This window comes from uncultured Psychroserpens sp. (assembly GCF_947492715.1).
In the GTDB taxonomy this organism is placed as follows: domain Bacteria; phylum Bacteroidota; class Bacteroidia; order Flavobacteriales; family Flavobacteriaceae; genus Psychroserpens.
In genome coordinates this window covers 625,450-639,860 of the sequence record NZ_CANLNS010000001.1, presented here as the reverse complement: position 1 = coordinate 639,860, position 14,411 = coordinate 625,450, and the positions used below count along the sequence as shown (strand labels likewise).

The 14,411-nt window shown below is 34.4% G+C and carries 18 protein-coding genes; 6 read left to right on the top strand and 12 right to left on the bottom strand.

The genetic code is table 11. The annotated features are described in order from the left end of the window. The first annotated feature begins 44 nt into the window (after window positions 1–44). On the top strand, window positions 45–434 hold the full coding sequence (locus tag Q0787_RS02965; protein ID WP_298900735.1) for an HIT family protein: 390 nt from the start codon (window positions 45–47) through the stop codon (window positions 432–434). On the opposite strand, the gene Q0787_RS02960 is transcribed toward Q0787_RS02965, so the two are convergent. Together Q0787_RS02960 and Q0787_RS02955 are read right to left on the bottom strand one after the other, a co-directional pair. Then, on the bottom strand, window positions 435–791 hold the full coding sequence (locus Q0787_RS02960) for a hypothetical protein (protein WP_298900734.1): 357 nt from the start codon (window positions 789–791) through the stop codon (window positions 435–437). A 9-nt stretch (window positions 792–800) separates the two neighbouring features. Beyond that, a complete protein-coding gene (locus Q0787_RS02955; RefSeq protein WP_298900733.1) occupies window positions 801–2,006 on the bottom strand; it encodes a HAMP domain-containing sensor histidine kinase in 1,206 nt (401 codons plus the stop codon). 152 nt (window positions 2,007–2,158) lie between these two features. Here Q0787_RS02955 and Q0787_RS02950 point away from each other — a divergent pair, with 152 nt between their 5' ends. From Q0787_RS02950 to aat, 3 genes are all read left to right on the top strand, one after another. Beyond that, a complete protein-coding gene (locus Q0787_RS02950; RefSeq protein WP_298900732.1) occupies window positions 2,159–3,028 on the top strand; it encodes a flavin reductase family protein in 870 nt (289 codons plus the stop codon). A gap of 40 nt (window positions 3,029–3,068) precedes the next feature. Then, on the top strand, window positions 3,069–3,440 hold the full coding sequence (locus Q0787_RS02945) for a DUF3127 domain-containing protein (RefSeq protein ID WP_298900731.1): 372 nt from the start codon (window positions 3,069–3,071) through the stop codon (window positions 3,438–3,440). Between the two features lie 271 nt (window positions 3,441–3,711). Continuing rightward, complete coding sequence (gene aat, locus Q0787_RS02940) at window positions 3,712–4,338, top strand: leucyl/phenylalanyl-tRNA--protein transferase (protein ID WP_298900730.1); 627 nt, start codon at window positions 3,712–3,714, stop codon at window positions 4,336–4,338. Between the two features lies 1 nt (window position 4,339). Here aat and Q0787_RS02935 read toward each other — a convergent pair whose 3' ends face one another. Beyond that, the gene (locus Q0787_RS02935) at window positions 4,340–4,903 is read right to left on the bottom strand and encodes a DNA-3-methyladenine glycosylase I (protein ID WP_298900729.1); all 564 of its coding nucleotides are present in this window, start codon (window positions 4,901–4,903) and stop codon (window positions 4,340–4,342) included. A 145-nt stretch (window positions 4,904–5,048) separates the two neighbouring features. Between Q0787_RS02935 and Q0787_RS02930 the strand changes: the two genes are divergently transcribed. Beyond that, a complete protein-coding gene (locus Q0787_RS02930) occupies window positions 5,049–5,669 on the top strand; it encodes a thioredoxin family protein (protein WP_298900728.1) in 621 nt (206 codons plus the stop codon). Here Q0787_RS02930 and Q0787_RS02925 read toward each other — a convergent pair whose 3' ends face one another. From Q0787_RS02925 to Q0787_RS02885, 9 genes are read right to left on the bottom strand one after another with little or no spacing between them, the layout of a single operon-like run. After that, the gene (locus Q0787_RS02925; protein ID WP_298900727.1) at window positions 5,670–6,431 is read right to left on the bottom strand and encodes an energy transducer TonB; all 762 of its coding nucleotides are present in this window, start codon (window positions 6,429–6,431) and stop codon (window positions 5,670–5,672) included. It lies immediately after the preceding gene. 58 nt (window positions 6,432–6,489) lie between these two features. Next, window positions 6,490–7,029, bottom strand: a complete 540-nt coding sequence (locus Q0787_RS02920; protein WP_298900726.1) for a hypothetical protein — start codon at window positions 7,027–7,029, stop codon at window positions 6,490–6,492. 35 nt (window positions 7,030–7,064) lie between these two features. Beyond that, a complete protein-coding gene (gene truB, locus Q0787_RS02915) occupies window positions 7,065–7,760 on the bottom strand; it encodes a tRNA pseudouridine(55) synthase TruB (protein ID WP_298900725.1) in 696 nt (231 codons plus the stop codon). Beyond that, window positions 7,757–8,548 (bottom strand): undecaprenyl-diphosphate phosphatase, encoded by a 792-nt coding sequence (locus Q0787_RS02910; protein WP_298900724.1) that lies wholly within the window; start codon window positions 8,546–8,548, stop codon window positions 7,757–7,759. Before Q0787_RS02910 ends, truB begins: the two co-directional genes overlap by 4 nt. Window positions 8,549–8,598: 50 nt before the next feature. After that, on the bottom strand, window positions 8,599–8,862 hold the full coding sequence (locus Q0787_RS02905; RefSeq protein WP_298900723.1) for a DUF3098 domain-containing protein: 264 nt from the start codon (window positions 8,860–8,862) through the stop codon (window positions 8,599–8,601). Between the two features lie 9 nt (window positions 8,863–8,871). Beyond that, complete coding sequence (locus Q0787_RS02900; RefSeq protein ID WP_298900722.1) at window positions 8,872–9,249, bottom strand: hypothetical protein; 378 nt, start codon at window positions 9,247–9,249, stop codon at window positions 8,872–8,874. 57 nt (window positions 9,250–9,306) lie between these two features. Then, a complete protein-coding gene (locus tag Q0787_RS02895; RefSeq protein WP_298900720.1) occupies window positions 9,307–9,996 on the bottom strand; it encodes a hypothetical protein in 690 nt (229 codons plus the stop codon). Window positions 9,997–10,008: 12 nt separating this feature from the next. Beyond that, window positions 10,009–10,563 (bottom strand): hypothetical protein, encoded by a 555-nt coding sequence (locus Q0787_RS02890; RefSeq protein ID WP_298900719.1) that lies wholly within the window; start codon window positions 10,561–10,563, stop codon window positions 10,009–10,011. Then, window positions 10,564–11,442: a permease-like cell division protein FtsX gene (locus Q0787_RS02885; RefSeq protein ID WP_298900718.1), complete on the bottom strand. Its 879-nt coding sequence runs from the start codon at window positions 11,440–11,442 to the stop codon at window positions 10,564–10,566. Between the two features lie 122 nt (window positions 11,443–11,564). Here Q0787_RS02885 and leuS point away from each other — a divergent pair, with 122 nt between their 5' ends. Next, window positions 11,565–14,408 carry a leucine--tRNA ligase gene (leuS, locus tag Q0787_RS02880; protein ID WP_298900717.1) on the top strand — a complete coding sequence of 948 codons (2,844 nt, stop codon included), beginning with the start codon at window positions 11,565–11,567 and terminating at the stop codon, window positions 14,406–14,408. Window positions 14,409–14,411 lie beyond the last annotated feature (3 nt).

The window sequence follows — 14,411 nt, the reverse complement described above, 5'->3', positions numbered from 1 at the left end:
GAGGAATCTTTTTATATTTACATATACTCTAATACTTCAGTGCCATGGCATCTATCTTTACAAAAATAATTAGTGGCGACATCCCTTGTTACAAAATAGCAGAAACAGAAGATTATCTCGCCTTTTTAGATATTAATCCTAATGCTAATGGGCATACATTATGTATTCCAAAACAAGAAGTTGATAAAATTTTTGATTTAGATGAAACGGCCTATCTTGGGTTGATGGCATTTTCCAGAGAGGTGGCGTTGGCCATTGAAAAGGCTGTGCCTTGTAAGCGCGTTGGGATGACTGTTATTGGGTTGGAGGTTCCGCATGTGCATGTACATTTAATCCCACTTAATACTATGGAAGATGCACGATTTATTGATAAAACAGCTTTAACCAAAGAAGAGTTTGAAGCTACTGCAAATAAAATTGCGTCGTTTTTGTAGTTAAAATGATAACACTCCAGTCACAAAAAGAACCACAATAAGTATCAATAATGCGTCTGCAATAATTAAAATCCAAGCTAATTTTTTCAGTTTTGTAGATTGTGGTTTAGCTTTTATTGCGCGTTCTTGGTAAGCTACTACTTGCTCAATATCGTTGGTCCAACGTACAGGGAAAATGTTAGTATTACAAGTGTTGCAATACATTTCGTGAATGGTCTCTCCTGTTATTGCCTTGTAAAATGCGTTTTCAACAAAACGCTGCTTAAAGGTTAATTGCAGCCCTTCATTAGAATAACACTCTGGGCAATTGTTGTTGAGTTGAACTTCTTTTAATGTAAAATATTGTTGTGCTTTCATGGTCTACAACTAAGATAACAATTTCAATGAAATTTGCATTGTTGTTCCTTTACCAATTTCAGAATTAAGAACTTTAATCTTTCCTTTATGGTAATCTTCAATAATGCGTTTGGCCAAAGATAAGCCTAGTCCCCAACCACGTTTTTTAGTTGTAAAACCAGGTTGAAAAACCGAATTGAAATTTTGTTTCGAAATGCCTTTACCTGTATCTTTTACAGTTATTTTTACGTATTTATCATCATGAGATATCGCAAGTTTTAATGCGCCTTTTCCCTTCATGGCATCTATGGCATTTTTAACCAGATTTTCGATAGTCCAGCTATATAATTGCTTGTTTAGATTTACAGGAAGTTCTTTTTCCGGAGCTGTAATTTCAAAATCGATTAACTTCGACGATCGTGCCTTAAGATATTCAAAAGATTCTATTGTTTCTTGAACAATATCAGTTTTTTTAAGTGTTGGGACAGACCCTATTTTACTAAAACGATCCGTAATAGTTTGTAATCTTGTGATATCTTTTTCAATTTCAATGAGATAATCGGGATTGACGCTTTCGCTTCTTAAAATTTCAGTCCAGCCCACTAATGACGATAAAGGTGTTCCTATCTGATGAGCTGTTTCTTTTGCCATACCTGTCCAGAGTTTATTTTGATCTGCCGTTTTTGAACTCTTATAAAAGAAGTAAGCAACAGCAGCAAATAAAATAATAATTAACAATAGGGCCAGTGGATAATATTTCAGTTTATTTAATAAAGGCGAATTCCCATAGTAGATGGTTTTATTATTATTTTCAATTTCAATAGGTTTATTTTCTTTACCATATTTAGAAATGAGCATTTTTAAATTTTGATTTACATATTCAGATTCTTTGATGTTATGTATGGAATCAGCTTCAGTTTTTTTAATAATATTTCTAAAATTCACTAATATCGAATCTGCTTCAATAAGAATCATTGGTGTGGTGTTGTTGTTGTCTAAGACTTCAAAAGCAAGATCTAAATCGGCAAGCACATCATCACTATTATTCATGTCTGATTCTTCTAGAGCTTTAAATATGTCGCGCTGAGCAGATGAACTTATTTCCATTTTACTTCGTTCTTCTGCTTTAAAATTTTGGAAAAACACATACGTATTCCAGAGAATAAGAGAGATTATAATAAATGAAGTAACGATGATAATCCATCGTATCATATTGCGGTTTATGGTAACGGCCATTAACTATATTTTTGAATTTTAAATATAAAGGATTTATGTTAATAATATTGTGTTGAGATAGAGTGAATTCATTTTTATAACACTATCAATATGGTTACATTTGCATTTCAATATCTTGAAACGGCTACGTTTAGGGTAAAAACAATAACAAAATGGCATCTTTTAAACCAAAAGACATTTCAACAGGACGATTACATAGTTACTTATTAAGTGCTGTGGCGCCTAGACCTATTGCTTTTGCGAGTACAATGGATGCAGATGGCAAACCCAATTTATCACCTTATAGTTTTTTTAATGTGTTTAGCGCTAATCCGCCAATTATGATATTTTCTCCAGCACGTCGTGTGAGAAATAATACCATAAAACACACTTTAGAAAATGTTGAAGCGACAAAAGAAGTGGTGATTAATGTTGTTAATTATGATATTGTACAACAAATGTCGTTGAGTAGTACAGAGTATGCAAAAGGAGTTAATGAGTTTGATAAAGCTGGACTAACGATGTTAGCATCTGATATTGTAAAGCCATTTAGAGTTGCCGAGTCTCCAGTTCAATTTGAATGTAAAGTTAATGAAATTGTGCATTTGGGAACCGAAGGAGGAGCAGGTAATTTAGTGATTTGTGAAGTTGTAAAACTGCATATCTCTGATGAGGTTTTAGATGATCAAGATGTTATTATTCAAGAAAGATTAGACTTAGTTGCTAGAGCAGGAGGAAGTTATTACAATAGAGCAAGAAAAGGCTTTTTTGAAATCCCAAAGCCTATTTCGACTTTAGGAATAGGGGTTGATGCCATGCCACCTGCCATCAAAAACAGTATGATTTTAACTGGTAATGATCTTGGTATGCTTGGAAATGTGGAAGCCTTGCCAAAACAAGTTGAAATAGACGAATTTATAACTAATGTGAGTGAACGTTATCCAAATATTAAAAATATGTCTCACCGCGAAAAACATAAAATAGCCAGAAATTATTTGAGCTATGGTGATGTAGAGAGCGCTTGGAAATTGCTCTTGTCTTAAATATTAAAAACAATCTAAATTAAATATAAGTAAATACAAAATGGAAGTACAAGGAAAAATCAAAATGATTGGAGAAACTCAGACGTTTGGAAGTAATGGGTTTAGAAAGAGAGAATTGGTAGTAACGACAGAAGAACAATATCCACAGCATATTTTGGTTGAATTTGTTCAAGACAAAACAGATTTATTAAACACATATCAAGTTGGGCAATCTGTAAAAGTAAATATCAATTTAAGAGGAAGAGAGTGGGTAAACCCTCAAGGCGAAACCAAATATTTTAACTCTATACAAGGGTGGAGAATTGAAGCATTACAAGCAGAAGCTGGAAACATGCCTCCTGTGGCACCAACCGAAGCTTTTGAGCCTGCAACAAATTTAAATGAAGAAGATCACGATGATCTGCCATTCTAATTAGAGCTAATTCAAATATGGTGTTCATCACTATTAAACTAAAAAACCTCAATAAGCATTGAGGTTTTTTTTATAAAAAAAGTCCCGAAAATTTCGGGACTTAGTATTGTGGTTTTAGGTTTGACCTTTACAAACAAACTCAAAAAAAAGCAATGATGAACAAAATTTAATTCACAAAGGTCATTTCAAATATGGCGAAAATTGAATACTTTTCAAAGTTTAAAGCCAGATTTAACATACAAATAGATAATTACAACGTTATAGTAAGCACATGCATTTTCTTAATCAAGACATAGCGTTTCCAGATGTATCCGAAGCTACAAAGGAAGGGATTCTAGCAGTTGGCGGTGATTTGTCACCTGAACGACTACTATTAGCATACCAAAGTGGTATTTTCCCTTGGTTTGATGATGAAGAACCCATTGTTTGGTGGTCTCCAGATCCTCGTTTTGTCCTTTTTCCGCAGAACATAAAAGTATCTAAAAGTATGAAACAGGTATTAAGAAACACCAGTTTTGAAGTTACTATAAACAAAGATTTTGAAGCTGTTATAAGTAATTGTGCTTTAATGAAACGTTATGGGCAACAAGGGACCTGGATTTCGCCTAGTATGAAATCTGCTTACACCCAACTTCATACATTAGGGTATGCCATTTCGGTTGAAGTATGGTTAAATAATGAGCTTGTAGGTGGTTTATATGGGATAGATGTTGGTAATGGGGTGTTTTGTGGCGAAAGTATGTTTAGTAAAGTAAGTAATGCCAGTAAAGTTGCACTTATCATTTTTATTCAAAACTCTAACTACAAATTAATAGATTGTCAAGTATATACCAATCACTTAGATAGTTTAGGAGCAGAAGACATGCCTAGAGCAGAGTTTATGACCTATTTAAAATAAATCAAACCTCGTTATATCTAAAACAATTAACCTCGTGATCATTTACCATTCCGGTAGCTTGCATATGGGCATATATGACTGTCGAGCCCACAAACTTGAACCCGCGTTTTTTTAAGTCCTTACTTATAGCATCGCTAAGTGGCGTGTTAGCAGGTGCTTTTCTATAATCTTCAAAACGATTCTTTATAGGTTTACCATCTACAAAATCCCAAATGTATTTTGAAAACGAGCCAAATTCGTCTTGTATTTTCATAAAGGCTTGCGCGTTAGTAATTGTGGCATTTACCTTTAATTTGTTTCTAATAATACCTTCATTTTGAAGTAGTTTGTCTATTTTTTTCTGATTGTACTTGGCAATTTTTTTATAGTCAAAATGATCAAATGCTTTTCTGAAATTTTCACGTTTTTTTAAAACGGTTATCCAACTTAAACCCGCCTGAAATGTTTCTAATATTAAAAATTCAAATAAAGTGTCGTCATCATGAACAGGTACGCCCCATTCCTCATCGTGATAAGCCTCATAAAGTGTATTTCCTTCACACCAACCGCATCTGTGTTTAGTCATAATAAATTGTATTGAACTTTAAAAGTAGTAAGTTTTTTGTTAATAATACGTCTTATGTCTACACGATGTAATGTGCTTGAATAATTTCATGATTAAAATCATTTTTCATTGCATTTGTTTACTTTAAATTGCACAAATAAATACTATGACAACATTGGAACATATAACAGTAAAAGACATTATAACCGAGAGCTTGAAAAAAGGAATTTCGTATCAAGATTATCGCACACTCGTGCATCAATATGTTGAGGATGGCTCTACAAGCGGAAATGAGAAAACCGATGCATTGGTTAATTATACTATGCTTAACGATAGACGAATGAAACGTTGGGATAAAACGGTTAAAGTATCTGAAGAGATTAAAGAACGATTAGTCAAATTTGACGGACACGTGACTTGGTTAGTTATTACAGAGAGTTGGTGTGGTGATGCAGCGCACGTAATACCTGTACTAAATAAACTTGCAGACTTATCGGAAGGCATCGATTTAAAATTGGTATTTAGAGATGAGAATGAAGAATTAATGGATCAGTTTTTAACAAATGGTGGTCGTGCCATTGCAAAATTGATTATGATTGATCATACCACAGAAGAAATTGTGCATACGTTTGGACCTAGACCTAGTAAGGCAACTCAGTTGGTGAACGATTACAAAGAAGAACACGGTACGTTAACTCCAGAGTTTAAAGAAGATTTACAAGTGTGGTACAACAAAGATAAAGGTCAAAATATAATTAGTGATATCGTAGCGCTTTTAGGCGTGTAGTTATTTGCCTTGGAAATAATAAGTAATAGAACCAATCTGACTTTTTCGTTTAGCATCAGAGAATACAGCATTTTGAGCATATTCTAAAGCCGTATCAATTAAACACTGATTTTTACTAGACGAAGACGAATTGATATAAGTGTCGGTTACCTGACCTTGAGCGTTTACCGTAATATTTATTACAATTTTTCCACCTACCTCACATAAATATACTGGAGGTGGTAACTTTACTTTATTACGATTGGTCAATGAAAATGAAACACTACTATTGGCATTACCTTTACTGTTTTTTGTGCTTTCTTTAGGTGTATGCATTGCCAATATATCGTTGGCTTTATTGAACGTTTTTCTTTCCTTTTCTTGTAAAGCGTAGTTTTTAGAATTACTGTATGACGAATTAGAATTAGAGGTCATCACATCATCTGTGGTATTTGAAGCGTCTTCAATAGGTTCGTCAGGTGTATCAGAAGTGTCTTCTTCTGGCTGAGAATTCATAGATTTAAAATTACGCATCATTTCCTTGAACTCTTCATCCTCATTAAAGGCTTCGTTGGTTTTAGGATTAGCGTTTTCCTTGTCTTCTAATGCTTTTAGACGTTCCAATTTTTCGAGTTCCTCAATGGTTTGAGGTTCAATTTCATAATAACTTTCAGCTATAAATTCAGACTTTTTCTTAATATGAAAACTGAACATACCAAGAACTATCGTTCCTGTAATTAAGGACGTTATAAGTAGTGCTTTATGTTTTTCAACAAAATTCAAGTAGGCAAAAATTTAAATATAGTTTGTCTTATATATACGTCAATATAGGCAAATTGGATTAAAAGAGCATAAATTCGAGGAAAATGGCGAAGCTTGAGAGCTTTTCAGTTTGTCTAAAACCAAAACGTTTCCTACTAAAATCGAAACCAATTAAAAAGGAGTTTTTAAAATTATCATCATAAGCACGATAACCAATTCCTACTTTATATGTGTTTCCATTTTCAAAGGCTTTTCCTAAATCGACTAATTTTCCATAGCCACCACGAACAAATACTTGATCGTCAAAATCCAAAATATTATAAGTAAAATCGAGATAGACTGGCAGGAAATTTAAATTTTGATCGATGTAATGATCGTATTCCACATTAAGTCCTATACTGGATCTCGTATCAAATTGATAGCCAATCGTGTTGTTTATAAAAAGACCGTTGAGGTTAATAAATGATTCGCCATCGTCGTTGGCAATAGTATAATTATCGTTAGTGGTTAACGTTGCAGATAACGAGACCTTATAAAATAACCCGTTCGTCTTGTCTTCTTCTTGTGAAAAACCTGCGGTAAAATAAAATAAAAGAAGTAGTGTATAAAGATGCTTCATAATTTTTTAGTTAGAAGCAAAATAGATATCAAGAATTATTCCGAAGAGAGTCTTGCAATAAAATCTTCTGGAGCTATTGCATTTTTCACATCGAATGTTCCAATTTTCGTACGACGTAATGCCGAGAGATGTGCTCCAGAGTTCAGTGCTTTCCCAAAGTCGTGCGCTAAAGACCTAATATAAGTACCTTTACTGCAAACCACTCTAAAATTAAGATGATTAGCATCAATAGCTGTGATTTCAAATTCTGAAATGTTTACTGTTCGAGATTTTATCTCTACCTGTTCACCAGCACGAGCGTATTCGTATAAACGTTTACCATCTTTTTTTAATGCCGAAAATACAGGAGGAAACTGTTCGATATGTCCTATAAACTGTTGAACGGTATCATGAATTAAACCTTCGGAAATGTGCTCAGTAGGAAAGGTTTCATTAATCTCTGTTTCTAAATCGTAAGATGGTGTTGTACTTCCCAAAACAAAGGTGCCTGTGTACTCTTTATCCTGACCCTGAAACGTATTAATTTGTTTGGTCATTTTGCCTGTACAGATAATCAATAAACCTGTGGCAAGTGGATCTAAAGTCCCAGCATGTCCTACTTTGATTTTTTTAATATTAAAAGCCTGTCTAATCTCCCAACGCAATTTATTTACAGCTTGAAAGGACGTCCATGTTAATGGCTTGTCTATAAGTAAAACCTCTCCAGATTGGAAATCTTCTCCTGTTTTCATAGTAAAGTAAAAATGATAGCTGTGATACCTACAATAACACAATAAAGTGCGAAATATGAGAGCTTGCTTTTCTTTACAAGAGCTATCATCCAAGTACATGCAAATAAGCCAGAAATAAAGGCAGCAACAAAACCAAAACCTAATGTTGTAAAGTTGGCACTTTCATAACTAATATCTCCACTTACTATATCTTTAGCAATTTTCCCGAAAATTAATGGTACTACCATCAAAAAAGAGAAACGAGCAGCTCTGGTTTTATCGTTTCCTAATAATACTGATGTTGAGATGGTTGCGCCAGATCTTGAAATACCTGGGAGCATAGCAATGGCTTGGGAAATTCCAATAATAAAGGCATTAGAAAAACTCACTTTTTTATTGGTGTCTTTCGCTCTATCTGCTAGAAACAAAAGCGCAGCAGTTACAATAAGCATACAGCCTACGAGTAAAATGTTGCCACCAAATAATTGTTCAAGTTGATCTTCAAAAAAGAGACCTACGATAACAGCAGGTATCATAGATAAAGCGATTTTAGATACAAACTTTAAGTCATCGTTCCACTCAAATTTTAAAACCCCTTTAGCAAGATCTATAATGTCTTTTCTAAACACAACCATAGTGCTTAATGCCGTTGCAAAATGTAAGACTACAGTAAATAATAAACTTTCTTTTGGAACAGAATTATCTCCAAGAATGGCTTTACCTAATTCGAGATGACCACTTGAAGATACTGGTAAAAACTCGGTAAGCCCTTGAATAATTCCTAATACAATTGAATCGATGATATCCATGAGGCAAAAATATCAAAATAGATGCAGCTATTGTTAAAAAGAGTTGATTTTTAAGATTTAGATCCTTTGTTAGGATTTAATAAAATCGCATAAACCTGAATTCCAAATCCTATTAAGACCAATGTTGGTGCCAATCTTATACGTCTCCAACTAAAAATTGAAGGGTCGAATACATTAGGATCATCACTACCTCCACCAGACATTAAAATAAAACCAATGGCAATACAAGCCAAGCCTATAAGCATAAATTTATAGTTTTTCTTTCCGAAGATAAATTCACCTTTTGCAGTTTCTTTACGTTTCTGTTCTCCCATAATCTTATATTAATCCTCTTTGCTATTTGCCTCAGTATTAAACTCAGTAAAAATAATTTCATCGTCAATAGCAAGTTGTGCTATATGCTCTGAAGTTCCAAAAAATAGTTTTGGTAGGTGCAAAGTAACAGTTTTATTTAAAACTTTTGCGTTAAGAGAATCTAAATTTAGCCCACGTTCTAATCCGCGATTAATATAGTAGTGATTTCCATGGTCATCACTAAAAATAATATCAAAGGAGGTTCCTTCTTTAATGCTGATAATTTTTTCGATTTCAACATCACATTCTTCGGGTTTCGGATTTTCAATGATGCAGGAATGAAATGATAAGAGAATTATGATAATAAGACTGAGGGCTAGAACAAAAAAAGAACGCTGTTTTTTCATGACTAGGATATTGGTTGATACGAGGATAACGGTTTTTTATCCCATATAGTATAACGTCTAGCTTTTCTTTTTAGACTGTCCTTCAGTAAATACAATGCGATTAACCATGGCCTCAAGTTCTTCACGTTGTTCGTCTGTATCATAAGAAATCACCAGTAACAAACAAAACCCTTTTGTTATTGTAGCCATATACTGTTGATGAAACTCCGAACCTAAATAGTCTACATCAACATTCATCATATCAAAAGAATGATTCCCAATAGTTTTAGGCGCATCTAGATAGTTAAAAGTATAATCCATTTGCATTTGTTCCATTATTTTTTGAGCTTCTTTTAAATAATCTTGTCCGTGTTTTACTTGTGGATGCTGACTTACATTCTCGGCAATAATGGATATAGAAGGGTTGTAGCCTAGTGTCGATCCTAGTTCATATTGATATGCCGTAAATAAACTAGCGTTATTAATAGATGATGCATCTATAGCGCGTTTTAAATCTTCGTCTTCAACAAGTTCTTTGCCGTACTCTGAAATCTCTTTTCGTTCTTCTTCAGATTGTACGTCCCAACTTGTATCAAAAGGAACACGCATCTTAAAATAGTCATTAGTATACACGCCGTTTTCAACCTTACCATAATCAAAGCTTTCTGGCAATCCTGGTGATTCTGTTTTACATGATGTGACTAAGGTTAAAGTCAACGCCATTGTAATAATGCATGTGAACAAATTAATACGATTTTTTACAGCCATTGGTTTTATGTTTTAATATGTTTTTAGTTTTCCATGAAATAAGAAGGGTCTATCAAAAAGACCTACACCTGTTTCGATTGTAATTACTTGTTTTTCGCGTAACCGAGACTCATCTTCAGGAGTGAATTTATTAAAAACAGTAAATCCATTTTTATTATTTGAAGTTCTTAATGTAACTTCAAATGTATCATCCACGTCTCTAATATACTTTATTTTATACGATTTTAGCACTGTTTTTTTTGTATATAATCTATTGACTTGAAATACAAAAGCCGAGTCGAAAGCGGCAATAATCACTCCTAATGTAAGTCCGATAAAAATACTATAAGCAAAACTTTTTGCTATTCTAATAAAGAGATCCTTTTCAGTAGACACCCAAAATATAACGATTGCAGAAAGCAAAGCAAGTGGTATTACAATATAAAGAACTTGGACAATCTCAAGGTCAAATGGTTTGTAATCTTCGTAATCTGAAAATAGTGCTTTCCCTAAATCTGAGTTTATAAAAAAGTATAAGGCTATAGCTATAATAACCCAAAATACTCTCTTAAAAAAAGACCTATCCATCTAATAATACAATTGATCTGTCTTTAAGTTTAAGAAGCGCTGTGTTGCGATAAATGTACTTACCCAAGTAATTAAAATACCTAAGAGAAAAATACCAATAAATAACGCGCTAATTAATACAGGTTTTTGAAGTAATTCTAACTCTGGAAAAGTTTTATTGAGATAATAAAGTACAACGCCCATACCTATCAAGGCGACTATAGCACCAATAATTCCTAATTGGATACTTTTAAATACAAAGGGTTTTCTAATGAAACGCTTAGTGGCGCCTACCATTTGCATCGTTTTAATAATAAAACGTTTAGAATATACAGCCAATCGTATGGAACTATTAATCAATAACACTGCAATTAACGTAAAAACAGCGCTAAGGATAAGTACCCAAAACGTAATCTTTTTGACATTATCATTCATTAATTCAACGAGGTTATTATCATATTTAATGTCTTCAATAAACGCCTTGTTAGCTAGTTCGGCAGTAATGCCATCTAAAGTTTCGTTAGTTACATAATCTGCATTTAAGTATACATCGATAGAATTTTGTAACGGGTTAGTCCCTAAGAATTCCGTAAAATCTTCACCAAGATCAGACTTAACAATTTGAGCGGCCTCTTCCTTCGATACATATTTTGCCTCTTTGGTGTAATCTGCCATGGCTAAACTTTTTTGAAGCTGATTAACTTCTACATCTTTTGCCGAGTCGTTCAAATAAATAGTAACCACAACTTGCTCTCTAAAATGATCTGCTACTTTTTTGGCATTTAAAACCAATAAACCTAAACAGCCCAATAAAAACAGGACTAAAGCGATACTAATGACTACAGAGAAGTAAGAGGAAATTAATTTTCGTTTTTGATATTGATCAAAAGATGATGCCATAAATAGAACAGATTAATGCTGTAAAAATAAAAAACAATTTGTTTGTTTAAGGTTTACAACGCTTAAACTTTTAAATGTGTTGTAATACCTTTAAATTTGCGGTCTAAATTTGCAAAGAAACCATGAGTTATCATTTTAATGAGATTGAAGCCAAATGGCAAAAATATTGGGCAGACAACCATACCTTTAAAGCTGAAAATAAAAGCGACAAGCCTAAATATTACGTGTTAGATATGTTCCCTTATCCTAGTGGAGCAGGCTTACATGTAGGGCACCCATTAGGTTATATTGCAAGTGATATTTATGCGCGTTATAAGCGTCATAAAGGGTTTAACGTATTGCATCCTCAAGGCTATGATAGTTTTGGATTGCCTGCAGAGCAGTACGCTATTCAAACAGGACAGCACCCAGCAATAACTACAGAAACTAACATAAAAACCTATCGTCGTCAACTCGACCAAATTGGGTTTTCATTCGATTGGAGTAGAGAAGTACGTACCAGTAATCCAGATTATTATAAGTGGACACAATGGATTTTTATTCAATTGTTTGAATCTTGGTATTGTAAAAATCACCAGAGCGCTTTTCCAATTTCAGAATTAGAAAAAGTATTTTCTTCGGAAGGAAATGAATCTGTTGAAGCCGTTTGCGATGATAATGTGAATGTGTTTACTGCAGAAGAATGGAATCAATTTTCTTCGGAAAAGAAGCAAGACATTTTATTAAAATATAGATTGACTTATTTGGCAGAAACCGAAGTCAACTGGTGTCCTGCATTAGGAACAGTTTTGGCCAATGATGAAATCGTTAATGGTGTTTCCGAACGTGGAGGACATCCCGTTATTCGAAAAAAGATGACCCAATGGAGTATGCGAATTTCGGCCTATGCAGAACGCTTACTTCAAGGATTAGATACTATTGATTGGACAGACTCACTTAAAGAGAGTCAGCGTAACTGGATAGGGAAATCTGTTGGGGCTAGCGTTACGTTTAATGTGAATGACCACGATGCAGTAATTGATGTGTTTACAACACGACCAGATACCATTTATGGCGTGTCTTTTATGACTTTAGCTCCAGAACATGACTTGGTATCACAAATTGTAACAGACGAACAAAAAGCTGAAGTTGAAGCCTATATTGAAGCTACAGCAAAGCGTAGTGAACGTGATCGTATGGCAGACGTTAAGACGATTTCAGGTGTCTTTACGGGAGCTTATGCAGAGCATCCATTTACAAAAGAGCCCATTCCTATTTGGATTGGTGATTACGTATTGGCAGGTTACGGAACAGGTGCTGTGATGTCTGTACCTTGTGGTGACCAGCGCGATTACGATTTTGCAAAGCACTTTAATATTCCAATTCCGAATATTTTTGAAGGTGTAGATATTTCCGAAGAAGCCTTTTCAGATAAAGAAAATACGATTATCGCTAATAGTGATTTCCTTAATGGAATGAATTATAAAAAAGCAACCAAACGTGCCATTTATGAATTGGAGCAATTGGGTCAAGGCGAAGGAAAAACCAATTACAGATTGCGAGATGCTGTGTTTTCGCGCCAACGTTATTGGGGAGAACCGTTTCCAGTGTATTACGTAAATGGGATGCCTCAAATGATCGATCTTGAACATTTACCAGTACGTTTACCAGAGGTTGAAAAATACCTGCCAACAGAAGAAGGTGAGCCGCCATTAGGTCGTGCCGATGTTTGGGCTTGGGATACGAACACTAACACAATAGTATCTAATAATCTTGTCACCCTGAGCGGCGTCGAAGGGTCTCATGACAATGGTATTTATCCATTAGAATTAAACACGATGCCAGGTTGGGCAGGAAGTTCTTGGTATTTCTTTAGATATATGGAAGAAGCTGCCAATAGAGGTGAGCATTTTGCAACCGAGGATGCGCTAAAGTATTGGGAAAATGTAGATTTATATATTGGAGGTAGCGAGCACGCCACAGGACATTTACTCTACTCACGTTTTTGGGTGAAGTTTATGCACGACAGAGGTTTTGTTGGTGTAGATGAACCGTTTAAAAAGTTGATCAACCAAGGGATGATTTTGGGGACGAGTGCGATTGTTTATAGAGTTTCAGGGACTAATACTTATGTGTCCAAGGGGTTAAAAGAAGGTCACGATGTTGAAGAAATAAGAGTAGACGTAAATATCGTAAACGCTTCTGATGAGATAGATATCGAAAAACTTAAACAATGGCAACCACAGTTTGAAAATGCTGAATTTATTCTTGAAGAAGGTAATTATATTGTTGGTCGCGAAGTTGAAAAAATGTCAAAGCGTTGGTTTAATGTCGTTAACCCAGACAGTATTTGTGAACAATATGGAGCCGATAGTTTACGTCTTTATGAAATGTTCTTAGGACCATTAGAGCAAGCCAAACCTTGGAATACTGCTGGTATTACTGGTGTTCACGGATTCTTAAAGAAACTGTGGAAACTGTATGTGGATGACAATGGACTTAAAGTAAACGATGCAGAGGCCACAAAAGACAACTTAAAAACCCTTCATAAAACCATAAAAAAGGTAGAAGACGATATCGAGAACTTTTCATTCAATACATCAGTATCCACCTTTATGATTGCTGTGAACGAATTGACAGCTCAAAAGTGTACAAGTAAGGCCATACTAGAACCGTTACTGGTATTAATATCTCCTTATGCGCCACATATTGCTGAAGAATTATGGAGTAAACTAGGGCATGACCAATCGATCTCGACAGCTCCATTTCCGAAGTTTGAAGAAAAACACTTGGTAGAAAGCAGTAAGAATTATCCTATTTCTTTTAATGGTAAAATGCGATTTACATTGGAGCTACCTTTAGATATGAGTAAGGATGATATTGAGAAAACAGTCATGGCTCATGAAAAAACCATTGCGCAATTACAAGGACGAGAACCTAAAAAAGTAATTGTAGTTCCTGGCAAAATTGTCAATATAGTAGGTTAAAAA

What these genes read in the sequence shown, in the direction of transcription:
- Q0787_RS02965 (WP_298900735.1), top strand. Translation starts at nt 45, where the DNA reads ATGGCATCTATCTTTACAAAAATAATTAGTGGCGACATCCCTTGTTAC.
- Q0787_RS02960 (WP_298900734.1), bottom strand. Translation starts at nt 791, where the DNA reads ATGAAAGCACAACAATATTTTACATTAAAAGAAGTTCAACTCAACAAC.
- Q0787_RS02955 (WP_298900733.1), bottom strand. Translation starts at nt 2,006, where the DNA reads ATGGCCGTTACCATAAACCGCAATATGATACGATGGATTATCATCGTT.
- Q0787_RS02950 (WP_298900732.1), top strand. Translation starts at nt 2,159, where the DNA reads ATGGCATCTTTTAAACCAAAAGACATTTCAACAGGACGATTACATAGT.
- Q0787_RS02945 (WP_298900731.1), top strand. Translation starts at nt 3,069, where the DNA reads ATGGAAGTACAAGGAAAAATCAAAATGATTGGAGAAACTCAGACGTTT.
- aat (WP_298900730.1), top strand. Translation starts at nt 3,712, where the DNA reads ATGCATTTTCTTAATCAAGACATAGCGTTTCCAGATGTATCCGAAGCT.
- Q0787_RS02935 (WP_298900729.1), bottom strand. Translation starts at nt 4,903, where the DNA reads ATGACTAAACACAGATGCGGTTGGTGTGAAGGAAATACACTTTATGAG.
- Q0787_RS02930 (WP_298900728.1), top strand. Translation starts at nt 5,049, where the DNA reads ATGACAACATTGGAACATATAACAGTAAAAGACATTATAACCGAGAGC.
- Q0787_RS02920 (WP_298900726.1), bottom strand. Translation starts at nt 7,029, where the DNA reads ATGAAGCATCTTTATACACTACTTCTTTTATTTTATTTTACCGCAGGT.
- truB (WP_298900725.1), bottom strand. Translation starts at nt 7,760, where the DNA reads ATGAAAACAGGAGAAGATTTCCAATCTGGAGAGGTTTTACTTATAGAC.
- Q0787_RS02910 (WP_298900724.1), bottom strand. Translation starts at nt 8,548, where the DNA reads ATGGATATCATCGATTCAATTGTATTAGGAATTATTCAAGGGCTTACC.
- Q0787_RS02905 (WP_298900723.1), bottom strand. Translation starts at nt 8,862, where the DNA reads ATGGGAGAACAGAAACGTAAAGAAACTGCAAAAGGTGAATTTATCTTC.
- Q0787_RS02900 (WP_298900722.1), bottom strand. Translation starts at nt 9,249, where the DNA reads ATGAAAAAACAGCGTTCTTTTTTTGTTCTAGCCCTCAGTCTTATTATC.
- Q0787_RS02895 (WP_298900720.1), bottom strand. Translation starts at nt 9,996, where the DNA reads ATGGCTGTAAAAAATCGTATTAATTTGTTCACATGCATTATTACAATG.
- Q0787_RS02890 (WP_298900719.1), bottom strand. Translation starts at nt 10,563, where the DNA reads ATGGATAGGTCTTTTTTTAAGAGAGTATTTTGGGTTATTATAGCTATA.
- Q0787_RS02885 (WP_298900718.1), bottom strand. Translation starts at nt 11,442, where the DNA reads ATGGCATCATCTTTTGATCAATATCAAAAACGAAAATTAATTTCCTCT.
- leuS (WP_298900717.1), top strand. Translation starts at nt 11,565, where the DNA reads ATGAGTTATCATTTTAATGAGATTGAAGCCAAATGGCAAAAATATTGG.